The 21,532-nt window shown below is 72.1% G+C and carries 22 protein-coding genes; 7 read left to right on the forward strand and 15 right to left on the reverse strand.

Annotation, left to right across the window (positions count from 1 at the left end; all coding sequences use genetic code 11):
* Positions 1 to 37 precede the first annotated feature (37 nt).
* Complete coding sequence (locus ACQEUU_RS19155) at positions 38 to 490, reverse strand: hypothetical protein (RefSeq protein WP_433067772.1); 453 nt, start codon at positions 488 to 490, stop codon at positions 38 to 40.
* A gap of 189 nt (positions 491 to 679) precedes the next feature.
* Between ACQEUU_RS19155 and ACQEUU_RS19160 the strand changes: the two genes are divergently transcribed.
* Positions 680 to 1,681, forward strand: coding sequence for a helix-turn-helix domain-containing protein (locus ACQEUU_RS19160; protein ID WP_433071895.1), 1,002 nt, complete (start codon positions 680 to 682; stop codon positions 1,679 to 1,681).
* Between the two features lie 52 nt (positions 1,682 to 1,733).
* On the opposite strand, the gene tuf is transcribed toward ACQEUU_RS19160, so the two are convergent.
* The gene (gene tuf, locus ACQEUU_RS19165) at positions 1,734 to 2,900 is read right to left on the reverse strand and encodes an elongation factor Tu (RefSeq protein WP_433067774.1); all 1,167 of its coding nucleotides are present in this window, start codon (positions 2,898 to 2,900) and stop codon (positions 1,734 to 1,736) included.
* Positions 2,901 to 3,224: 324 nt separating this feature from the next.
* On the opposite strand from tuf, the gene ACQEUU_RS19170 reads away from it, so the two are divergent.
* Entirely contained in the window at positions 3,225 to 4,538 is a 1,314-nt protein-coding gene (locus ACQEUU_RS19170; RefSeq protein ID WP_433067776.1) for a serine hydrolase domain-containing protein, read from the forward strand.
* Positions 4,539 to 4,548: 10 nt separating this feature from the next.
* Here ACQEUU_RS19170 and menC read toward each other — a convergent pair whose 3' ends face one another.
* Both menC and ACQEUU_RS19180 read right to left on the reverse strand, forming a co-directional pair.
* The gene (menC, locus tag ACQEUU_RS19175; protein ID WP_433067778.1) at positions 4,549 to 5,649 is read right to left on the reverse strand and encodes an o-succinylbenzoate synthase; all 1,101 of its coding nucleotides are present in this window, start codon (positions 5,647 to 5,649) and stop codon (positions 4,549 to 4,551) included.
* Between the two features lie 66 nt (positions 5,650 to 5,715).
* Positions 5,716 to 6,162, reverse strand: coding sequence for a MarR family winged helix-turn-helix transcriptional regulator (locus ACQEUU_RS19180; RefSeq protein WP_433067780.1), 447 nt, complete (start codon positions 6,160 to 6,162; stop codon positions 5,716 to 5,718).
* 244 nt (positions 6,163 to 6,406) lie between these two features.
* Here ACQEUU_RS19180 and ACQEUU_RS19185 point away from each other — a divergent pair, with 244 nt between their 5' ends.
* Positions 6,407 to 8,260 carry an extracellular catalytic domain type 1 short-chain-length polyhydroxyalkanoate depolymerase gene (locus ACQEUU_RS19185; RefSeq protein WP_433067781.1) on the forward strand — a complete coding sequence of 618 codons (1,854 nt, stop codon included), beginning with the start codon at positions 6,407 to 6,409 and terminating at the stop codon, positions 8,258 to 8,260.
* Positions 8,261 to 8,332: 72 nt separating this feature from the next.
* Here the strand turns inward: ACQEUU_RS19185 and ACQEUU_RS19190 are convergent, their stop codons facing one another.
* From ACQEUU_RS19190 to ACQEUU_RS19215, 6 genes are read right to left on the reverse strand one after another with little or no spacing between them, the layout of a single operon-like run.
* Positions 8,333 to 9,355: a M24 family metallopeptidase gene (locus ACQEUU_RS19190; protein WP_433067783.1), complete on the reverse strand. Its 1,023-nt coding sequence runs from the start codon at positions 9,353 to 9,355 to the stop codon at positions 8,333 to 8,335.
* Positions 9,352 to 10,263 (reverse strand): ABC transporter ATP-binding protein, encoded by a 912-nt coding sequence (locus ACQEUU_RS19195; protein WP_433067785.1) that lies wholly within the window; start codon positions 10,261 to 10,263, stop codon positions 9,352 to 9,354. Before ACQEUU_RS19195 ends, ACQEUU_RS19190 begins: the two co-directional genes overlap by 4 nt.
* Positions 10,260 to 11,033 (reverse strand): ABC transporter ATP-binding protein, encoded by a 774-nt coding sequence (locus ACQEUU_RS19200; RefSeq protein ID WP_433067786.1) that lies wholly within the window; start codon positions 11,031 to 11,033, stop codon positions 10,260 to 10,262. Before ACQEUU_RS19200 ends, ACQEUU_RS19195 begins: the two co-directional genes overlap by 4 nt.
* The gene (locus ACQEUU_RS19205) at positions 11,030 to 11,905 is read right to left on the reverse strand and encodes an ABC transporter permease (RefSeq protein ID WP_433067788.1); all 876 of its coding nucleotides are present in this window, start codon (positions 11,903 to 11,905) and stop codon (positions 11,030 to 11,032) included. Before ACQEUU_RS19205 ends, ACQEUU_RS19200 begins: the two co-directional genes overlap by 4 nt.
* The gene (locus ACQEUU_RS19210) at positions 11,902 to 12,987 is read right to left on the reverse strand and encodes an ABC transporter permease (RefSeq protein WP_433067790.1); all 1,086 of its coding nucleotides are present in this window, start codon (positions 12,985 to 12,987) and stop codon (positions 11,902 to 11,904) included. Before ACQEUU_RS19210 ends, ACQEUU_RS19205 begins: the two co-directional genes overlap by 4 nt.
* A gap of 2 nt (positions 12,988 to 12,989) precedes the next feature.
* Positions 12,990 to 14,564 (reverse strand): ABC transporter substrate-binding protein, encoded by a 1,575-nt coding sequence (locus tag ACQEUU_RS19215; RefSeq protein ID WP_433067791.1) that lies wholly within the window; start codon positions 14,562 to 14,564, stop codon positions 12,990 to 12,992.
* A 109-nt stretch (positions 14,565 to 14,673) separates the two neighbouring features.
* Between ACQEUU_RS19215 and ACQEUU_RS19220 the strand changes: the two genes are divergently transcribed.
* Entirely contained in the window at positions 14,674 to 15,309 is a 636-nt protein-coding gene (locus ACQEUU_RS19220; protein ID WP_433067793.1) for an Lrp/AsnC family transcriptional regulator, read from the forward strand.
* A gap of 4 nt (positions 15,310 to 15,313) precedes the next feature.
* On the opposite strand, the gene ACQEUU_RS19225 is transcribed toward ACQEUU_RS19220, so the two are convergent.
* Complete coding sequence (locus ACQEUU_RS19225) at positions 15,314 to 15,652, reverse strand: hypothetical protein (RefSeq protein WP_433067795.1); 339 nt, start codon at positions 15,650 to 15,652, stop codon at positions 15,314 to 15,316.
* A gap of 172 nt (positions 15,653 to 15,824) precedes the next feature.
* On the opposite strand from ACQEUU_RS19225, the gene ACQEUU_RS19230 reads away from it, so the two are divergent.
* Together ACQEUU_RS19230 and ACQEUU_RS19235 are read left to right on the forward strand one after the other, a co-directional pair.
* The gene (locus ACQEUU_RS19230) at positions 15,825 to 16,592 is read left to right on the forward strand and encodes a hypothetical protein (RefSeq protein ID WP_433067796.1); all 768 of its coding nucleotides are present in this window, start codon (positions 15,825 to 15,827) and stop codon (positions 16,590 to 16,592) included.
* 1 nt (position 16,593) lies between these two features.
* Entirely contained in the window at positions 16,594 to 17,490 is an 897-nt protein-coding gene (locus tag ACQEUU_RS19235) for a hypothetical protein (RefSeq protein ID WP_433067798.1), read from the forward strand.
* A gap of 24 nt (positions 17,491 to 17,514) precedes the next feature.
* Here ACQEUU_RS19235 and ACQEUU_RS19240 read toward each other — a convergent pair whose 3' ends face one another.
* The 4 genes from ACQEUU_RS19240 to ACQEUU_RS19255 all read right to left on the reverse strand — a co-directional run bounded on the left by ACQEUU_RS19240 (position 17,515) and on the right by ACQEUU_RS19255 (position 20,223).
* Positions 17,515 to 18,333 (reverse strand): MBL fold metallo-hydrolase, encoded by an 819-nt coding sequence (locus ACQEUU_RS19240; protein ID WP_433067800.1) that lies wholly within the window; start codon positions 18,331 to 18,333, stop codon positions 17,515 to 17,517.
* A 32-nt stretch (positions 18,334 to 18,365) separates the two neighbouring features.
* The gene (locus tag ACQEUU_RS19245; protein ID WP_270155330.1) at positions 18,366 to 18,554 is read right to left on the reverse strand and encodes a hypothetical protein; all 189 of its coding nucleotides are present in this window, start codon (positions 18,552 to 18,554) and stop codon (positions 18,366 to 18,368) included.
* Positions 18,555 to 18,625: 71 nt separating this feature from the next.
* A complete protein-coding gene (locus ACQEUU_RS19250) occupies positions 18,626 to 19,405 on the reverse strand; it encodes a TetR/AcrR family transcriptional regulator (RefSeq protein WP_433067802.1) in 780 nt (259 codons plus the stop codon).
* Positions 19,402 to 20,223, reverse strand: coding sequence for a class I SAM-dependent methyltransferase (locus ACQEUU_RS19255; protein ID WP_433067803.1), 822 nt, complete (start codon positions 20,221 to 20,223; stop codon positions 19,402 to 19,404). The genes ACQEUU_RS19250 and ACQEUU_RS19255 overlap by 4 nt, the downstream gene beginning before the upstream one ends.
* Positions 20,224 to 20,458: 235 nt before the next feature.
* Here ACQEUU_RS19255 and ACQEUU_RS19260 point away from each other — a divergent pair, with 235 nt between their 5' ends.
* Positions 20,459 to 21,469: a coiled-coil domain-containing protein gene (locus tag ACQEUU_RS19260; protein WP_433067805.1), complete on the forward strand. Its 1,011-nt coding sequence runs from the start codon at positions 20,459 to 20,461 to the stop codon at positions 21,467 to 21,469.
* Positions 21,470 to 21,532 lie beyond the last annotated feature (63 nt).

Genomic DNA, 21,532 nt, shown 5'->3' on the forward strand with positions numbered 1-21,532 from the left:
ATGCGCTCACTGACCTGATCCGGCGGTCACCGGTCGCCTAGGTCCAGGCCCGGGGGCTGTCCAGGGTCCCGATCTTCGCATGGCTGCTGTTGTACACCGTGATCCTCGAGAGATACGTCCACGGCGTGTTCTGGTCCCGGTGGAGAACGATGTCAGAGTGCACCCTGTTACAGGGTTGATGCGACGACAGGTTCGCCACCCGGCCGCCGTTAATCGGAGCGAGCCGGTCCCACTCGATGAGATAGACGATGTAATAGGAGCAGCCGGCCGGTAATCCCGCGGTGTAGGAGTCGGCGCGGAAATAGCCGCCCGACACGGATATGCAGGGATAGGTGTTCTTGAAGCCGTTGGAGTCGTACGCCGCCCGGCAACCGCCGCCTTCCATTGCCTGCGCCGGTCCCGCTCCTTGGGTGGACCAGGCCAGGACGGGTGCGGGGAGAAGGAATATCAGGCTGAAGCAGGTGGCGAGGACAGCTGTTATCCGTCTCATGGATCCCCCTGTGAACTGAACGCTCCCGGCGAGCGCCGGAAACCGTTCCAGAAGTCTGACACCTCCGGGGTGAGCGGGTTTGCCGCTGCGCGTCAACTCGCTTGACCTCCGGCGCCGTGCATTCGAGGATGAAAACGGCCTGGGGGCTGGTCCAGTGGATGTCAGCGGGGGCGACAGGTGGCTGTGACGGTGGTTCGACTCGACGACGTCCCGGTCAGGGACAGGTTCGCTTTCTGGTGGCAGGCCGTCGCCGAGTCGGTGGTGTCGGTGGACGCGTCCAGCGAACATGTCGACGACTTCTGGGCGGAGATGAGCACCGTCGATCTGGGCGCGTTGCGGCTGTCGAGAGTCAGGTGCTCCGGGTTCGAGGCGCGCAGGAACGCTCACAGGATCCGACGCGCCAACGCCGATGCCTACCAAGTGGCACTCTCCCTGCGCGGCCGATCCGGAATCGTCCAGGAAGACCAGGAGACGGCGCTGGCCCCGGCAGACCTGACGCTCTACGACGCGTCCCGTCCTTTCCTGGCATGGAGCTTTCCCGGTGAGCGCCGCGCGCCGAGCCGCACCTGCGGTGAGATGTCCGACGGGCTGATCCTGCACGTGCCCCACGACGCCCTGGCCCTGCCCGGTCCCACCGTGCGGCGGTTGCTCGCCAGGCGAATCTCAGGGTGTGGGAGCGTCGCCGCCCTGTTCAGCGGGCTGCTTCAGCAGATCCTGGCCGGGGCCGCGCGGATGACCCGGGCCGACACCGAGCGGCTGTCGGGTGTCGTCGTCGATCTCCTCACGTCCGTGCTCGCCCACGAGATGGAGACCGACCCCTCGTCTTTCGTGATGGATCCCGGCGCGGTGCTCGTTCTTCGTGTCCAGGCGTTCGTCGAGCGACGTCTGGACGACTCGAAGCTCTCGGCGGCCGATGTCGCCGCCGCCCACCACGTTTCGTTACGCCACCTGCAGCGGCTCTTCCAGAGGGAGGGTCACACCATCACCGGCTGGATCCAGCAGCGGCGGCTCGAACGCTGTCACCGCACGCTGGCCGACCCCTTGATGGACGGTCGTCCTATCAGGGTCATCGCCGCCCGCTGGGGTTTCACCAACGAAGCGCACTTCAACCGGCTGTTCCGCAAGACCTACGGCACCCCTCCGGCGAGCTACCGGCGTCAGCTCCGACACGGCCAGTCCCGACAGGGGTGACGCCCATCGAGCGGCTGCCGGGATCCCGGGCAGGAATCCCGGCAGCCACGGATCAGTTCTCGACCGCGAGCACCGTTCCGGCGCCCACGGTGAGGCCGCCCTCGCGGATCGCGAAGCCGAGGCCCGGCTCCAGGGCGACCGGCTTGCCGAGGGTGATCGAGACCTCGATCGTGTCCCCTGGCCGGGCGGGCTCGGTCAGCAGCAGCTCACCGGGCACGTCCGTCGTGCGCAGGTAGAACTGCGGCCGGTAGCCCGAGGCGATCGGCCTGCGCCGGCCGCCCTCCTCCGCCGTCAGCAGGTACACCCGGGCGGTGAACGACCGGTGCGCCCGCTGGCTGCCCGGGGCCGCCAGCACCATGCCGCGCCTGACCTGGTGCCGCTGGACGCCGCGGAGCAGCAGGGCGGCGTTGTCGCCCGCCTCGCCGCGCTCCATCGTGCGGCCGAACGTCTCGACGCCGGTGACAACGGCGGACAGCTCGCCGCCCAGGCCGACGGCCGTGACGGTGTCGCCGACGCGGACCGCGCCGCGCTCGATGGCGCCGGTGACGACCGTGCCCCGGCCGGTGATGGACATGACGTTCTCCACGGGCATGAGGAACGGCACGTCCACGTACCGGATGGGGACCGGGATGTGGTCGTCGACCGCGCGGAGCAGCGCGTCGATCGACGCCGTCCAGGCCGGGTCGCCCTCCAGCGCCCGCAGCCCGGACACCCGCACCATCGGCGAGCCGGCGAAGCCGTGCTCGCCGAGCAGGTCCTGCAGCTCCAGCTCGACCAGGTCGGTGAGCTCCGGGTCGGCGCCGTCGGCCTTGTTGACCGCGACGACCAGGTGCTCGACGCCCACCCGGCGGGCGAGCAGCACGTGCTCCCTGGTCTGCGGCATGATGCCGTCGCGCGCCGACACCACCAGGATGGCGCCGTCGAGCTGCGCCGCCCCCGTGATCATGTTCTTCACGTAGTCGGCGTGGCCGGGCATGTCCACGTGGGCGTAGTGACGGGTGGCGGTCTCGTACTCGACGTGCGAGATGTTGATCGTGATCCCCCTGGAGTGCTCCTCCGGGGTGCGGTCGATCCGCTCGAACGGCGTGTACGTGGCCTGACCCCGCTCCGCGAGCACCTTGGTGATGGCGGCGGTCAGCGTGGTCTTGCCGTGGTCGACGTGGCCCATCGTGCCGATGTTGAGGTGCGGCTTGTTGCGCACATAGGCCTGCTTGGCCATGATCCCTTCCTTGCGAAACCTGGACTCGTGGTGACCCGTACAGGGCCGTCGACCTCTCCCCGCCGGGTCACACTCGGGACGAACGGGAAGAGGTCAGCGCTCCAGGCCGTCGCAGGCACGCCGGAACGCGCCCGCCGGTGCGGGCGTCGTCGGGAGCGCGTGCCGGATCATGGTGAACATCGTGCTGCGCTCAGCATCCGGGGGCAACGGATTATTCCCCCGTACGGGAGCGCCGGGCGGCCCGGACCGCCGAAGCCGGCGGGGGATCCGGCGTGAGGTAAGGTCCGCCTCTGGGTAGTCCGGCACACACGAGAGGATCACCGCGTGGCTGCACCGACCGGTCACCGGCTCGCCGAGCTGATCGCCGCCTACGAGGTGCCCGGCGCGGCCCTCGCCTACCTGCACCGGGGGCAGCTGCACGAGTTCGCCGCCGGGGTGCTCAACAGGGCCACCGGGGTGGAGGCCACCGCCGACTCGCTGTTCCAGATCGGGTCGATCACCAAGGTGTGGACCGCCACCCTGCTCATGCAGGACGTCGAACGGGGCCGGCTCACGCTCGACACGCCCGTGATCGAGGTGCTGCCCGAGTTCAGGGTCGCCGACCCGGAGGTGACCAAGTCCGTCACGATCCGCCACCTGCTCTGCCACACCAGCGGCATCGACGGCGACCTGTTCCTCGACACAGGCCGCGGCGACGACTGCGTGGAGAAGTACGTGGCCGCCTGCGCCGGCCTGGCCCGCAACCACCCGCTCGGCGTCACCCAGTCCTACTGCAACTCCGGCTTCGTCATCGCAGGCCGGGTCCTGGAGAAGCTGGCCGGCAAGCGCTGGGACGACGTGCTCCGCGAACGGATCGTCGAACCGCTCGGCCTCACCCACACCTGGACCCTGCCCGAGGACGTGCTCCGCTTCCGGGCCGCGATGGGCCACCTGCGCGACGGCGGCCCCGCCCCGGTCTGGGGGCTCATGCGCTCGATCGGGCCCGCCGGGCTCATCTGCTCCCGCCCGGCCGACGTGGTCGCCTTCGCCCGCGCCCACCTCGAAGGCGGCCTGCTGGAGGACCCGGCCGCGCTGTGGGAGCCGCAGGTCGAGATCCCCAACCCGCACACGCTCGGCGGCCACTGGGGCATCGGCTGGATCCTCGACGAGTGGGACGGCCACCGGGTCGTCTCCCACGGCGGCAACACCATCGGCCAGCACGCCATGCTCTGGATGCTGCCCGGCACCGGCACCGTCGCCTGCGTCACCGCCAACGGCGGCCACAGCGCCGCGTTCACCCACCGGGTGGCCACCGAGCTCTTCGCCGAGCTCGACGGCGTCGCCGTGCCCGCCAAGCCGGGCCCGCCCGCCGAGCCCGTCCAGGTCGACGCCACCCGTTACGCCGGCCTCTACGAGCGCGCCGGGGCCCGCATCGCGATCACCGCCCGCGAGGGCGGGCTGCGGCTGCGCCAGGAGGCCACCGGAGAGCTGGCCGCGATGAAAGAGCCAGTCGAGATGGACCTGCTGCCCGTCGACGAGGTCACGTTCGTCGGGCGCGCGCAGGGTGACCCCGACTGGTCCTCGGCCGTGTTCTACGACCTGCCCGACGGCTCACCGTACGTGCACCTGGGCGCCCGCGCGACACCCCGGACGGGCTGAGCCCGGTCGCTCAGAGCGGGATCCATTCCTTGGCCGTGGTGACCTCCTCCAGGATGTCCGGGATCGGGTCCACGCCGAGGCCGGGCCCGGTGGGCACCGCCAGGTGGCCGTCCGACAGCTCGAAGGGCTCGGTGAGGTCGGTGGCGAAGTAGCGGCGCGAGGCCGAGGTGTCGCCCGGCAGGGTGAAGCCGGGCAGGGCCGCCAGCGCCACGTTCGCCGCCCGGCCGAGGCCCGTCTCCAGCATGCCGCCGCACCACACGGCGATCCCGTTCGCCCGGCACAGGTCGTGCACGCGGCGCGCCTCCAGATAGCCGCCCAGGCGGCCGGGCTTGATGTTGACGATGGAGCAGGAACCGAGCGCGATGGCCGCGGCGGCGTGCTCGGCCGACTCGATGGACTCGTCCAGGCAGATCGGGGTGCTGAGCTGACGGGCGAGCCTGGCGTGCTGGACGAGGTCGTCGTCGGCCAGCGGCTGCTCGATCAGCAGCAGGCCGAAGGCGTCGAGGCGGGCCAGGTGGCGGGCGTCCGTCAGGGTGTAGGCGGCGTTGGCGTCCACCTGGAGCAGCACGTCGTCGCCGAAGCGCTCGCGCACCGCGCGCACCGGCTCGACGTCCCAGCCGGGCTCGATCTTCAGCTTGACGCGCACGTACCCCTCGGCCAGGTAGCCCTCGACCGCGTCGAGCAGCCGCGGGATCGAGTCCATGATGCCGACCGACACCCCGCACGGCACCCGGTCGCGGGCAGCCCCGAGGAACCGGCCGAACGACTCGCCCGACGCCCGCAGCTGGGCGTCCAGCACGGCCGTCTCCAGCGCGGCCTTGGCCATCCGGTGCCCCCTGACCGGCTCCATCGCCCGGCCCGCCGACTGGGCGTCCACGTTCGCGGGCAGCCGCGGCAGCAGGAAGCGGCGGATCACCTCGGCGGCGCCGTCCGCGTACTCGGAGGAGTAGAGCGGCTCCGACATGGCCACGCACTCGCCCCAGCCCTCCGCGTCGGGCGTCACCACCCGCACCAGCAGCACGTCGCGGGCCGTCTCGGTGCCGAACGAGGTGCGGAACGGGGACACCAGCGGCATCGCGACCCGGCGCAGCTCCACTCCGGTGATCTTCACATGCTCTCTCTTTCGTACGGAAGACAGGATGGCGAAGTCCGCCGGCCGGAATTCCAGTCGAATGGTTCAGACCCGCATGTCCGGACGGAGCGCACGGGCGCAGACCGTGAGCGTTTCCGCGAGGGTCTTGAGCGCGGGCTCGTCGATCTCGGCGAGCATGACGGCCTCGATGGCGTCGAGGGAGGAGTCGCATCGCCGGAGGGTGTCCAGGCCTTTGGCGGTGAGGCGGGTGCGCAGCGCGCGGCCGCCGTCAGGGTGCGGGTGGCGGCTGATCAGACCGCGCTGTTCGAGGTCGCGGATGACCAGGTTCATCGCCTGCGGGGTGACGAAGGCGATCCGGGCCAGGTCGGCCGAGGTCGGGGCGTCGCGCAGGCGCAGCTCGCCGAGCGCCATGTACTCGGTGGTCGTCATGCCGTGCCGGGCGAGCGCCTCGTCCAGGCAGGCGCGGATGCGGCGTTCCAGCCGGAACACCAGATAGCTCACGTGGGGTGGCGCGTCCAGCGCATCGGTCACCAGGCGACGATATCGCGCCTCGGTGGGAACGGCCGCCATGTAATTTTCTCGAACTGATATCAATGACCTTGATAGCAAGGTACTTGATAACCATGGGAAACGTCCTTCCCGCCATCCGAACCGACCGGCTCCCGTACCGCGGCGCATTGACGGTGCATCCTGACTCCTTTTATTTTCCAGCAACCGACGTCCATACGCGGCGCGCCGAACGGGAGGCACGCGGCGGATGTCGAGAGGAGGAGGCATGAGACGACTGACCACGGTGGTGGCCGGTGCATGTGCCGCGGCGCTCTTCGCCGTCATGGGCGTGGTACTCGGATCACCGGCTCTCGCCGCCGCCCTGGTGGAAGTGACCGGCTTCGGCAACAACCCGGGCAACATGCGGATGCACATCTACGTGCCGGACTCGCGCCCGGCCTCGCCGGCGATCGTGGTGGCGATGCACGGCTGCGGCGGTACCGGCCCCGGCTTCTACCAGGGCAGCGAGTTCGCCTCATTGGCGGATCGCCACGGCTTCATCGTCATCTACCCGACCGCCACCCAGTCGGCGGGATTCGGCAACTGCTTCGACACCTGGTCCGACGCGGCCAAGCGGCGCGGCGGCGGCAGCGATCCGGTGTCGATCATCTCGATGATCGACTACGCCGAGCGGACCTACAGCGGCGACCCGGACCGCGTCTACGCCACCGGAAGCTCGTCCGGCGGCATGATGACGCAGCACATGCTCGCCGTCTACCCGGACGTGTTCAAGGCGGGGGCCTCCTTCATGGGCGTGCCCTTCAACTGCTTCGCCGGCGCCTCCGACTACCCGCCAGGAAGCAGCAGGTGCACCGGAGGGAGCATGGACCGTACGCCCCAGCAGTGGGGCGACGCGGTCCGGCAGGCGTTCCCCGGATACACCGGACCCCGCCCGCGGATTCAGCTGTGGCACGGCACCGGTGACACCCTCGTGCCCTACTCGCTGCTGCGCGAGTCGGTCGAGCAGTGGACCAACGTGTTCGGGCTGAGCCAGACCCCGACCAGCACCGACACCCCGCAGGCCAACTGGAACCGCAGCCGCTACGCCGACTCGTCCGGCACCGTGCAGGTCGAGGCGTACAGCATCCAGGGCGCCGGGCACAATCTGCCGCAGAGCGGCATGGCCCTGTACGCCATCCAGTTCTTCGGCCTGACCACCAGCTCCGCCGACACCACGCCGCCGACCACTCCGGGCACCCCGGCCGCGTCCAACGTCACCGCCACCGGCGCCACGCTGACCTGGACGGCATCCACCGACTCCGGCGGCTCCGGCCTGGCCGGCTACAACGTCTACCGGGAGCAGGGCGCCACGGACCCGCAGCTCGGCCAGTCCACCACCAACTCCATCACCCTGACCGGGCTGACCGCCGGCACCCAGTACCAGGTGTACGTACGAGCACGCGACGGCGCCGGCAACCTGTCCGGCAACTCCGCCCCGGTCACCTTCACCACGACGACCACCGGAGGCGACACCACCCCGCCCACCGCCCCCGCCGGCCTCGCCGCCACCGGGACCACCGCGACCGGCACCAGCCTGTCCTGGACGGCCTCGACCGACGACACCGGGGTGAGCGGCTACGACATCCTGCGCGCACCCGGCGCGACTGGCGGCGCCTTCGCCCAGGTCGGCACCTCGGCCACGACCTCGTTCACCGACACCGGGCTGACCGCGAACACCACCTACCGCTATCAGGTCCGGGCACGCGACGCCGCCGGCAACCTCTCGGCGGTCTCCAACACCGTCCAGATCACCACCCAGGGCGGCACGACCGGAGCCTGCACCGCGACGCCGACCGTGCAGTCCCAGTGGGGCGGCGGATACGTGATCCAGCCGCTGACCATCACCAACACCAGCACCTCGACGATCACCAGCTGGACGGTCACGTTCACGCTCCCGGCCGGCCACACGCTGACCGGCTCGTGGAACGCCACCGTCACCACCAGCGGGCAGACCGTCACGGCCAGGAGCGTCAGCCACAACGGCACGCTCGCCCCGGGAGCCGGCACCACCAGCTTCGGCTTCCAGGCCTCCAGGCCCAGCGGCGACACCGCCGTGCCCTCCGGCTACACCTGCGCGTAAGTCCTGATCGCGGCCCCGCCCCGCGCGGGCGGGACGGGGCCGCGCCGCCGTCGGGCCGCGCGTGCGGAGCGGTCAGCCTTCGAGCACGGGGAGGACCGAGGGGGCGGCGGTCAGCGGGTGCGGGCCGGCGTCCGTGCAGGTCACCATGTCGCCCAGGCGCGCGCCGAACAGGTCGGGGACGTAGATCGCGGGCTCCAGGCAGAACACCGTGCCCGGCTCCAGCGGCGTGTCGTCGTCCGCGCGCAGCCGCGGCGCCTCGTCGGCGCCGAGCCCCACGCCGCGGCCCGCGGCCGGGGCCGCGTACCGGCCGTAGCCGCTGTCGTCGATGGCCTGCGCCACCGCCGCCGCGACCGCCGCGGCGGTGGCCGGGGGCCGTGCCGCCGCCATCCCGGCGTGGTGCGCCGCCACCAGGACCGAGTACACGGCGTCGAAGTCCTCCGGCGGCTCGGCCACGGCGTACACCCGGGCCACCTCGGCGCAGTAGCCGTCCCAGCGCCCGCTCAGCGACACCACCAGCGCGTCCCCCGGATTGATCACCCGGCCGGACGGCGCGCTCCCCGGCTCGGCGGTGCCGGGCCCGGCCGCCACCCGTGCCGACAGCACCTCCTCGCACCCCGACTCCAGCGCCAGCACCCGCAGCCGGATCGCCATGGCCCGCTCGGTGGCGCCGAACCAGGACAGCTCCCGGGCCTGGCCGAGCACCGACTCGGCGGCCAGCGCCGCCCGCTCGACCAGCGCGACCTCGTACGGCTCCTTGCGCAGCCGCAACGGCGCGAACACCGGCGCGGCCGGGACCAGTTCCGCCTGTACGGCCAGCCCGAACAGCTCCCGCACCCTCATCTCGGGGTCCACCCCCACCCGCCGCACCCCCGGCGGCAGGCACGGGCGCGGGTCGGCGGTCTCGACGGCCGCGTCGGCCGTCACCACGAGGAAGCCGTCGCCGCGCCCGCCGAGGAAGCGGAAGTCCGGCGAGGGCCGCAGCACGAGCGCGTCGATCCCCGCCGCCGCCATCCGCTCACGTACGGCGCCGAGCCTGTCCAGGGCGGCCACCTCCGGAGCGGACGCCCAGGGGGGAGGCGGGGACGGCGGCGTCATGACGGCTCGTGCAGCCAGCAGGCGACCGGCCCGAACTCCGGCTCCTTGACCCGGCACACGTCCATCACCAGCGGGCACCGCGGGTGGAACCGGCATCCCGGCGGCGGCTCGGCCGGGTCGGGCACGTCGCCCGGCAGCTCGGCCGGCAGCACCCCCATCCCGTCCGGCTTGGGGATCGCGCCGAGCAGCGCCCGCGTGTACGGGTGACGAGGGTCGGCCCACACCTCGGCGGTGTCGCCCACCTCGACGATCCGCCCCAGGTACATGACAGCGATCCGGTCGGCGATCAGCCGCACCACCGACAGGTCGTGGCTGATGAACAGCAGCCCGGCCCCCGAGCCGACCGCCAGGTCCCGCATGAGCGTGGCCACCTGGGACTGCGCGGAGGCGTCCAGCGCGGAGATCGGCTCGTCGCCGATGAGCAGCCGCGGCCGGGCCGCCAGCGCCCGCGCGATGGCGATCCGCTGCCGCTGCCCGCCGGAGAACTCGTGCGGGTGCCGGGAGGCGAAGTCACGCGGCAGGCCCACCCGTTCCAGCAGGTCGGCCGGGCTGCTCGCGGTGTCGCCCGCCACCCGCAGCCCGTCGGCGATCTGGTCGCCGACCCGGCGGCGCGGGTTCAGCGATGCGTACGGGTCCTGGAACACCATCTGGATCCCGGTCATCGTCCTGCGGCGCAGGCCGAGCGGCGTCACCGGCGTCCCCTCGAAGGTGATCGACCCCGAGGCGGCCCGGTTCAGCCCGCACGCGGCGCGGGCCAGCGTGGACTTGCCGCAGCCGGACTCGCCGACCAGGCCCACCACCTCGCCCGCGTTGACCTCCAGGCTGGCCCCGGCGACCGCCCTGACCACGGGCCGGCCGGGGGTGCGGTGCTCGACGACCAGGTCGTCGATCTTCAGCAGGCTCCTCATGAGACCTCCGCGTCGGGCAGGGACGCCAGCAGCGTGCGCGTGTACGGATGTTCCGGCTCGCGCAGCACCCGCCCGCGCGGCCCGCTCTCCACGACCAGGCCGTCCTTCATGACGCTCACCTCGTCCGCGACCGCCGACATCACGCCCAGGTCGTGGGTGATCAGCAGCACCGCCAGGCCCAGCTCGTCACAGAGCCCGCGCAGCAGCCGCAGCACCCCGGCCTGCACGGTCACGTCCAGCGCGGTCGTCGGCTCGTCCGCGATGAGCACCCTGGGCGAGCAGGCCAGCGCCACCGCGATCGCGATGCGCTGCCGCATGCCGCCGGAGAACTGGTGCGGGTAGCGCCGGTAGGCCTCCGCCGCGCCCGGGATGCGCACCTTGCGCAGCAGCTCGATGGCCCGGTCCCGGGACTCGGCCCTGCCGAGGCCGAGGTGGTGGCGCATGTGCTCGGTGAGCTGCCTGCCCACTGTCAGCATCGGGTGCAGGCTGGTGGCCGGGTCCTGGAAGACCATGGCGACCTCGCCGCCGCGCACCTTGTTCAGCTCCTTGGGCGGCAGGGTGAGCAGCTCGCGCCCCTCCAGCGTGATGCCGCCGGTGACGCGGGAGCCGTGCGGCAGCAGCCCGAGCACGGCCAGGCCGGTCATGGTCTTGCCCGAACCGCTCTCGCCGGCCAGCCCGTGCACCCGGCCGCGCTCCAGCGTCAGGTCCACGCCGCGCAGCACGTCCTTACCGCCGATCGTCACCTTCAGGTCCGTGATCGCCAGTGTCACAGCGCACGCTCCTTGATCGCACGGGCGGTACGGGGGTCAAGGGCGTCGCGGAGCGTGTCGCCGAGGAAGTTGAACGCCAGCACCACGGTCAGGATCGCCAGGCCGGGGAAGGTGGCGACCCACCAGCTGTCGAACACCTCCACGCCCGACGACACCATCGCGCCCCATTCGGGCGACGGCGGCTTGGCGCCCAGGCCCAGGAACGACAGGCCGGACAGCAGCAGCAGCGCGGTGCCGATGTCGAGCGTGGCCAGCACCAGGATCGGGCCGGTCACGTTCGGCAGCACGTCCACCCGGAGCGAGCGCCAGGCGGAGAAGCCCAGCAGCCGCCCGCTCAGCACGAACTCGCGCTCCCGCACGCCCAGCACCAGCCCGCGCGTGACCCGCGCGTACGCGGGCCAGGCCACCACCAGGACGGCCAGGACCGCGTTGGTGAGGCTGGCGCCCAGCGCCGCGGCGACCACCATGGCGAGGATCACCGTCGGGAACGCGAACACCAGGTCCGCCAGCCGCATGATCGTCTCATCCACCCATCGGCCGAAATATCCGGCGCAGGCACCGAGGAGGCCGCCGATCAGCAACGACAGCACCACCAGCGCCAGGGTCAGCGGGATCGACACCCGCGCCCCGTGCATGACCCTGGACAGCACGTCCCGCCCGAGCTGGTCCGTGCCGAACCAGTGATCGGGCCCCGGCGAGGCCAGCCGCGGCAGCTCCTGCGCGAGCGGGTCGTGCGGGGCCAGCCAGGGCGCCGCCACGGCGATCACCAGCCAGGCCACCGCGATCACCACGCCGGACACGGCGAGCGGCTGCCGCCAGGCCTGCGGCAGCCGGGCCGTCAGCCCTTTGCGGGCCATGGGGTCCCGCCTCATCGCAACCTCACTCGGGGGTCGATCACGCCGTACAGGACGTCCACGATCAGGTTGATGACCAGGTACACCACGCCCACCACCAGGCCGACGCCCATCACCGCGGGCAGGTCGAGCGTGGTCGCGCTCTTGTAGGCGTACTGGCCGATGCCCGGCCAGGCGAAGATGGACTCCACCAGCACCGTGCCGGACAGCAGGCTGCCGAACGCCAGGCCCGCCACCGTGATGACCGGCACCAGCGCCGAGCGCAGCACGTACCTGAACAGGACCACCCGTCCCGGCAGGCCCTTGGCGCGGGCCGCGCGCACGTAGTCCTGGCCCAGCACCTCCAGCACCGCCGACCGGGTGAACCGCGTCAGCAGCCCGATCGTGTAGAGCGCCAGCACCAGCGCGGGCGTGACCAGGTGGCCGACGGCGGAGCCGAACACGTCCCACTGGCCGGCCAGCAGCGCGTCCACCGTGTGCAGGCCGGTCACCGGGGGAGGCGCGCCGAGCGCCGGGTCCACCCGGCCGCTGCCCGGCGTGAGCTGCAGCCGGTAGAAGAACACGTAGAACGCCACCAGCGCCAGCCAGAACGTCGGCACCGAGATGCCGACCAGGCTCACCAGCCGCAGCAGGTGGTCGGAGAGGCGGTCGCGGCGCAGCGCGGCGATCACGCCGAACGCCACGCCGAGCACCAGCGAGACGAGGATCGCCGCGCCGGCCAGCTCCAGCGTGGCCGGCACCGCCTCGGCCAGGTCCTGGCTCACCGGCCGGTGGCTCTGCTGGCTGTCGCCCAGATCGCCCTGGACCAGCCCCTGCAGGTACATGCCGTACTGCTCCCACAGCGGCTTGTCCAGGCCGTGCTCGGCCCGCCACTGCGCCACGATCTCCGGGTCGCTCATCGCCCGCTGGCCCAGGTTCGCCGCCACGGGGTCACCCGGTACGAGGTTCGTCAGCACGAACGTGACGACCGTGACCCCCCAGGCGAGGAGGACGGCCACCAGCACCCGGCGGATCAGGAACCGGGCCAGCGGCGGCAGCGCCTGCCGCCGGGGGCGCGGCGGCGGGACGACCGCCACGCCCTTCACCGCGTCGCCGGACACCTCTACTCGGCGCCCAGGTCGGCGACGTCCACCTGCCACACCGGGTGGTACTCGACGCCGGTCACCGAGGCGGCCGCGACGATGTTCTGGCTCGGCTGGATGAGCGGGATGAACGGCCCGACCTTGTTCAGCTCGCGCTGGACCTCGTGGTAGGCCTGCGTGCGGGCGTCGTCGCCGATGGCGGTCGCCGCCTTCGCGCCGAGCTCCTCCAGCTCCTCGGCGGCGCCGGCCTTCCACCCGGCGCGCTCGCCGACGGTCTGGCCGGGCAGGAACGCCAGGTAGTCGTTCGGGTCCGGGTAGTCAGGGCCCCAGTACCACAGGCCCATCTCCTCCTTGCCGTTGCGGTAGTTGTCCAGCGCCGTCGTCACGGGGGCGGGCTGGAGGTCCACGGTGATGCCGACCTCCTTGAGGTTGGCCTGGACGCGCTCGGCCAGCGGCTGGAAGGACAGGCCGTTCACGGTCAGCTCGGTCGGGAACTCCAGCTTGACCGTCGGGTTGGACAGCCCGCTCTCGGCCAGCGCCGCCTTGGCGCCCTCGACGTCCCGCTCGACCGCGTCCGCGACCGGGAGCGCGCCGAGGATCTGGGACGGGATCACGCCCGGCGCCCTGGTCGAGCCCTCGCCGGCCAGCTCCAGCAGGCCCGCGTAGTCGACGCCCTTGCGCACCGCCTCGACGAACTTGGCGTTCGTCGTCACGTCGCTGATCTCAGGGTTCTGGTTGGCCAGCAGGAAGAAGACGTTCGCCGAGGCGGTCTTCTTCACCTGGAGGTTGTCCGGCATGTTCGTCACCTGGTCGCCGGACAGGTTCAGCGCCATCTGGCTGTCGCCGCGCTGCACGTTGAGCTTCTGCGTGGCCGACTCGACGTTGCGGATGACGACCTTGTCGTACGCGGGCTTGTCGCCGTGGTACTTCGCGTTCGCCTTCAGCACGACCTGGCTGCTGACGTTGAACGACTCGATCTGGTACGGGCCCGAGCCCGCCGAGTTGGCGTTCAGGTACTGCTCGGCCTTGTCCTGCGCGTCGGCGGTGCCGCCGTTCTCCTTGACCACGTCGCTGTTGAGGATGCCGAGCGCGGGGTTCGGCAGGATGTACGGCAGCGCCGCGTTGGCCTTCTCCGAGGTCATCGTGACCGTCGTGTCGTCGGTCTTGGCGATCTCCACGCCGTCCAGCAGGAACGACGGCGTGCCCTTCATGTCACGGACGCGGGTGAGCGAGAACACGACGTCGTCGGCGGTGATGGGGGAGCCGTCGGCGAAGGTGGCGCCCTGCTTGAGCTTGAGCGTCAGCACCTTGCCGTCCTCGGACAGCTCGTACGACTCGGCGAGGGCCGGGACCGGCTTGGTCACGTCGGAGCCCTCGAACGTGAGCAACGTCTCGTACGTGGCCTTGCCCACGATGAGACCGGTCGGCTCGTACGTACGTCCCGGGTCGGCCGTCTTCAGGTCGAAGGACGTGTCGATGACCAGGGTCTTGCCGCCGCTCTGGGGGGCGGGAGCCTGCTCTCCGCCGCTTCCGCAGGCGGCGAGGGCGAGCGCACCGGCGAGCAGTACTGCCGCCGTCTGCGAGCGGGTCGCCATGTGATGTCCTCCAAGTGGACGATTCGAACAGGAACGCCCAGGATTGTGCGGCAATCTGTCTTGCTTCCGTGCGGACAGTGAGACGGATCTACATAGATGAGAGGTAACAATGACTGAAATTTCCAGAAATGACGGCGTGGGTAGTGGCCAATCTGGACGGATCGGCATCGGTCTGGAACTGGACGCCACCCACATGAAGATCCTTGAGGTGCTGCGCGAGAACGGCAGGATCTCGGTCGCCGCACTGGCCGAACGGGTGGGCATCTCCCGGGCGAACGCCTACACGCGCTTCGAGGCGCTCCGCGCCGAGGGCGCCATCAGGCGCTTCACCGCCGAGGTGGACCCGGTCAAGACCGGGCTCGGCATCACCGCGCTCATCTTCGTGACGGTGCGGCAGCAGATGTGGAAGCAGTTCAGGGCCGAGCTGGCACGCATGCCGGAGGTCGAGTACTGCGCGATCACCACCGGGCAGCACGACGCGATGATCCTGGTCAGGATGGCCGACGTGGCCGAGGTGCACGCCATGGTGACCGGCCGGCTGGCCAACATCCCGGCGGTGAAGGCCACCGAGACCGTGTTCATCCTGGACGAGGTGCTCAAGCGGCCCTACGTGCTGCCGAGCGACCGGGAGAAGGCGCGCCCCGCCCGGCGGCCGGCCCCCGAGAAGCCGGGGGACGTGCCGCTGGGCAAGATGCGCTTCGTCCAGGCCGCCGAGGGCAGGGCGGCGCTGCGCGAGGACGGGTGAGGGCTCAGACGACCTCGGTGCACACGCTCACGTGCGGCGTGTCGTCGCCCGCGAACGTGAACTCCTCCACCAGGCGCAGCCTGCCGTCCGGCTCGTTCTCCATCCGGCTGTCGCTGCGCCCGGCCGCGACGCCGCCCGCCACCAGCGCGTGCACGTACGAGATCGAGATCCGGTCGTCCTCCCGGGTGCCGACGAAGCGGCCGACGGTCACGGTGTCGCCCGTGTAGCTGCCCCACACCACGCCGTCCTCCTCCCAGTACTCGAACTCCGTGGGCCCTTCGGGGTCCACCTTGCTCGCCGTCGAGCTCACCATCACGAATCTGCGGCCGTTGAGTAGGTTCACGCGCCCATCGTGAGGCCTGCCCGGCGACGGCCGTCATCCGGTTGGACGGATCGCGCGACGCCGGGCGGTCCGGGCGGCGATCCGTCCAGCCGGACCCGGTGATTCCTTGGCTATCGGCAGAACATCGCTTAGGGTGATGGTCAACTTACTGCCAGTAACGAGGAGATCGTCAATGGTGGCGTACGTGCTAGCGGTCCTGGCGGCGGTGGGCCTCGTCGGGGCCGCCGCCCTCATGTTCCGGCTGGCGGGCAGGGGCACGGACGACCGCGGCCCCGGCGGGCTGTCGGCCGGGCACGCGGGGGCCATGGTGTCGGCGCTGTTCCTGCTGGCCTTCGCGATCGCCGTCGTCGTCCCGTGGACCACCGCCGACGCGGCCAGACGCAACACCCAGGCCGAGAGCCGCGCCGTCGTCGACGCCTACTGGGCCGCCGCCGGCCTGCCGTCCGTCATGGTGGGCCCGGTCCGCACCGGTCTGCGCGAGTACGTGACGTTCGTCGTGGAGGACGAGTGGCCGCTGATGGCGCGCGGCCGCCTCGACCCGATGGGCGGCGTCCGGCTCGACGAGCTGCGCTCCCGGATCACCGAGCTGGCGTCCGAGGACGAGGAGCAACGGGAGGCCCGTGCCGCCCTGCTCGGCCACCTCGGCGCCATCGGCGCGGCCCGCGCCCAGCGGGCCGCCGACGCCGCCGCCGCCCCGCCGTCCGGGCTGCGGGCCCTCACCGTCCTGACCGGGATGGCGGTGATCCTCCTGCCGTTCCTCGCGGGGGCCCGGCCGCGCGGCATGACGCTGGTGCCGCTGGTGGCGATGGCCGCCCTGCTGGGTTTCTGCGTCTACCTGACCTGGGACGTCACCCGCGCCTTCGACGGTCCCCTGGCGGTGACCCCGGACGCCTACACCACGGCGTTGCACGAGTTCGCCCGCATCACCGGAGGCGTCTGACATGTCCCGCCTCCTGCCTCCGCTGCTCTTGGCGATCACCCTGCTGACCCTGCCGGCCTGCCGGCCCGCGCACCCGGCCGCCCGGGAGCCCGCCCCACCGGCCCCCGGCGTGGCCCTCACCCCGGTGCCATGGATCGGATCCGCCGGGCCGCCCGTCGTGGAGCGGGCGTCCGTGAGGCGGGTTCCGGACCTCAGGCCGGTGGCCGCGGTGCTGGCGCACAGGCGCGCCGAAGGTCCGGGCGGCCGGACCTCTCGCGCCGCCCCAGCAGCCGGCACACCGTTCCAGGCAGCGGGGCCCCGTCGAGCCTCCGGCACACCCCCCACCCGTTCCGGTCGACATGTCGATCTGCCGGGGGACGTCGAGCTGGGTACGTGGTTCGGACGGCGGTCCGGGGTGCCCGACGCGGGGCGGCTGGGGAAGCGGGCCGAGCGGATCGCCGGGAAGCCGGCCCGGCAGGCGCGGTCCCTGGTCGGCAAGGCGAGGGTGCGGCTGCCGGGGGTGTCCGTCGGGGCGGGCGGGGTGAAGGGGAAGAAGCGGCCCCGGCCCGTCGTCTCGGTCCCGGACGTGCGGGTGTACGACGACGCGGTGTGCGTCGATCCGCCCCGCGCCCACGTCCATGTCGGCCGGTGCCGCGTCCGCCGGGAGCCCGGCCCTGTGAGCACCCCCGCCCGCGAGAACCCCCGGCGCGCGCCGCTGGCCGCCACGCCCACCACGCCCGCCGCGACACCCGCGCCGACTTCGGCCGAGGCCGAGCCGAACCCTACCTCCCGGGTGATCGTCGCCGAGCGTCCCGTCACGCCGCCCCGGCCCAGCCCGCTCGGGACCATCCTGCTGATGGTGGTGCTGACGACGGTGATCGCCGGCGCGACGGCCGTCGCCTTCGGCGTCCTCAGATGACCGGCACCCCGGGGCGCGGCGGGGTCAGATGGGGGAGCGGCGTCCGGTCAGGTCGCAGCTCTGGCCGCGTTCCAGGTAGATCACGCGATCGGCCAGCCCCCAGCGCTCCATCTCGTCCTTGAAGTCGCTCAGCGGCGAGGCGAACGCCGCGTAGTCGTCGAAGTGGACCGGCAGCATGGAGGTGGCGTCGACCAGTTCGGCGTAGCGGGCGCCCTGCTCGCCGTCCAGCGTGACCGTCATGCCGAGCAGCTTGGTGCCGCCGAGGTGGATGACGGCGAGGTCGATGTCGGGGAAGCGGCGCGGGATCGCCTCCAGGCGCCGGTCCATGATGGTGTCGCCGCTGATGAGCAGCCTCAGGTCAGGCAGTCCGTCCGAACCGTAGAACTCCAGCATGCTGCCCATGACCGGCGGCAGCAGCGTCTCGACCGGGCCGGGAGCGTGACGGGCCGGCAGCGCGGTGATCGTCACCGAGCCGCCGGGGCCGCGGAGCTCGTGCTGCTGCCACGTGCTCACGCCCACCGACCGGCTGAACCCCTGCCGGCTGAGCCGCGACGCCGCGTGCCGGGTGGTCACGATCTGCGTGTCCCGGTCGAGGTGCCTGCGGGTCACCCGGTCCCAGTGGTCGCCGTGCAGGTGCGACAGCACCACCGCGTCGAGCGGCGGCAGTTCGTCGATGCTCAGCGCCGGCTCGGTGAGCCGCTTGGAGGTCAGCCCGTAGCCGAGGTAGGCGCGCTGGCCCCGGTGCAGGAAGTTCGGGTCGGTGAGCAGGTTGAACCCGTTGTAGCGGATCAGCGTGGTGGCGTTCCCGATGAACAGCAGGCTTCCCCGGCCGGTGGCGGGCATGGCGTCCTCTCTCGCACGGCGGATCGGTCAGGTCAGGAAGGGTGCGGGGGCTGCTGTCCCGGAGGGACGCCGCCGCCCTTTCCGCCGCCCTTGCGGCCCTTGTCCGTGCCGTGGGCGTGACCGCCAGAGCCGCGCCGCTTCTCGGGGATGGCCTGGGCCGAGTCGGTGTCGGTGGCCCCTTTGCCGGACCTGCGAAGCTCCGGTTGCTGTGGCTTCACCATGAGGTTTGTCCCCTTTCGCACGCTAAATCACCACCTGCCACCGATGGGAAGAGCCAAACACGCCCGGTGTGTCAGCGAGGAGTGAGCCCATGGAGACACGTGGTGACCACACGCCCGGCGAACTCGGGCGGGACCCGGATCTCGCCGGCCGCGGCGCCGGCGAGCAGACGGGGCAGGACCAGCTCATGACAGGCCCCGACCACCATGGTGGCCGCCGCCTCGGGATCGGCCTGCGCCGCGACCCTCCCGGCAGCCTGCTCGGCCCGCAGATAGCGCGCCAACTCCCCGTGCAACCCCCCCTCAAGCACCCCGCCGTCCCGCGCCTCGTCGCTCCCCGCGTCGTCGCTGCGCGCGTGGCCGTCCCGCAGGTCGCCGTCCCGCGCCTCGCCGGTCCGTGCCCGGCCGGTCTCAGGAGGAACGACGTCGTCCGGCCTGCCGGCGTGGGCGCCGGGGAGGGTGGGGCCGCCGCCGAGCGCGGCGAAGCGGGCCAGGATGTCCGGCCGGCCCAGGAGGCCGGCGAAGGCGGGCAGGATCGCCAGGTGCAGGGCCACCCCGTAGTCGACGTACGCCCGCAGGTTGGTCTCCAGGTCACCTTCGCCGGGGCCGCGAGGCAGCGGGGGCAGGCCGCGCTCGACCGTGCGGACGTGCGCCAGCAGCGCCCGCGCGATCAGCTCCTCCTTGTCGGCGAAGTGGTTGTAGAGCACCCCGTCGGCCACCCGCGCCTCCTTGGCGATGGCCCGCACGGTCAGCCCCGCGGCCCCGTCCCGGGCGATGAGCCGTTCGGCGGCCGCGATGAGGTGGCCGGGCAGCGTCTCGCTCCCGGGAACCGCGGCGGCCCTGCGCGGGCTCACGGCCGTACCGCGGTGATCAGGTTGGCCAGGCCGCGCAGCCGCACCGCGCCCGCTCGTTCGTACGGGCGCAGGGCGGGTTCGAGCGCGGCCGTGGCGCGCTCGACGGCGGCGGGGTCCGCGACGAGGGAGAGCCGGTAGCGGACCGGTCCCCAGGCGGCGAGGAACGCGGCGGCGTCGGCCGCGTCGCGCCCCCACACCTGGTCGGCCTCCACCGGCGTCACCGTCACCTCGCCGAACCCCGCGGCGGTGAACACCTCCTCGACGCGGGCCGGGTCGCCGAGGGAGCCGGGGGAGGTGCCGTCGGGGGACTCGGGCGGCGGCGGCAGGTGCTCCGCCATGGCGCCGAGCACCGTGTTCAGCTCGGGGATCGTGCGCAGGCTGAGGAGCGCCACCCGCCCGCCCGGTGTCAGCGCGTCGCCGACGTTGCGGAAGGCGGCCACCGGATCGGCGAAGAACATGACGCCGAACCTGCTGACGGCCAGCTCGTACGCGCCCGCGCCGAAGTCGTGCACCTGCGCGTCGCCCCTGGTGAAGGTCGCGTTGGCGACCCCTTCGGCGGCGGCCAGCTCGCGCGCCCTGGCGAGCATGGGCGCCGACAGGTCGATCCCGGTCGCCGCCCGGCCCCGCCGCGCGGCCAGCCGGGTGACCTGGCCGGTGCCGCAACCGATGTCGAGCACCCGGTCGTCCGGGCGCACGAACCGCAGCAGGTGCTCGTTGAAGGCGCCGTTCATGGCGTCGTAGCGGTCGTGGTGGCTCGCCCAGTGCTCGCCCTCGTAGCCGTTCCACGCCTCGGCCTGGTGGGTGTTGACGATCGTCATGACAGCTCCTCGATGAACGCGCGTTCATGAACGGACATTCACAGTATCACTCCATGTATCACTCCACGTATCACTCCGCCGCCAGACCCCCGGGGCACCCTCATGCGGATAAATCATGAATGGCTCCAGGTGGACCAAAGATCCCCTACTATCGTGGCTCGATAGTGGGCACGCCCCCGGTCGTGCGTTTCGGGACCGGTGACGCGCGTCCTGCACCAAGCGGCAAAGGAGAAGCGTGGCGGTTGCGTTCCCCGCCGGTAGGCGGCGCGCCCCCCTCCGAGCTCTCGGCACGACAGCGCTCACGGCGGTCCTCTGCGCCGCGCTGACCGCGGCCCTGGCGCCGCCCGCGCTCGCGGACCCGAAGCCCACGGTCAAGCGGCTGGAGAAGGAGCTGGCGGACCTGCGGAAGGAGTCCGACAAGCTCATCGAGGACTACTACCACGGCCGCCGCGAGCATCAGCGGGCGGAGAAGGCCGAGAAGGCCGCCCGCGAGAAGCTGGCCGAGTCCCAGGCGGTGTTCGACCGGCACGCCACCGAGCTGCGCGCCATGGCCGTCGGCCAGTACATGTACGGCGGTTCGGAGAGCATGTCGCTGTTCACCGGCGTCGAGGACCGCGACGCGCTGATCCGCCGGCTGGCGCTCACCCGGCACCTCGTCGACGAGCAGGAGGCCACGCTGTCGGGCTTCGCCCAGGTCAGGGACGGCCACCGGCAGGCCAAGGAGGAGGCCGAGGCCCGCGCGGACGAGCTGGCCGCCGGCGTGGCGGAGCTGCAGGACCGGCGCGAGAAGGCCGAGCAGACGATCGAGAAGATCAGGGACAAGATCGACCAGTTGCACCAGGCGCCCGGCCGCCGCGCCGACGGCACGTTCGTGCCGCAGCTCCCCGACGGGCCGGACAACATCACCCCGCGCATGCGCCTGGTCAGGGACCTCATCGAGAAGCGCTTCGGGAGGGGCCCGGGGATCGGCTGCTACCGGCCCATCCAGGACGGCGGGGAGCATCCGCTGGGCCGCGCCTGCGACTTCATGCTGAGCCGGGGCGGCGCCTTCCCGTCCCCGGCGGAGGTGCAGCGGGGCCACGAGATCGCCGCCTGGGTGATCAAGAACGGCCGGCGGCTCGGCATCATGTACGTCATCTACCGGCAGCGGATCTGGCACGTCAGGACGGGAGCCTGGCGCGTGATGAGCGATCGCGGCGGCACGACGGCCAACCACTACGACCACCCCCACGTCTCGGTCTACTGAGGACCGCATCCGCGTCAGCCGGATCGGCAAGTACAGCGGCACCGCCGTCAAGCGGGGCGCCTG

The organism is Nonomuraea sp. CA-218870 (assembly GCF_050936535.1).
Lineage (GTDB): Bacteria > Actinomycetota > Actinomycetes > Streptosporangiales > Streptosporangiaceae > Nonomuraea > Nonomuraea corallina.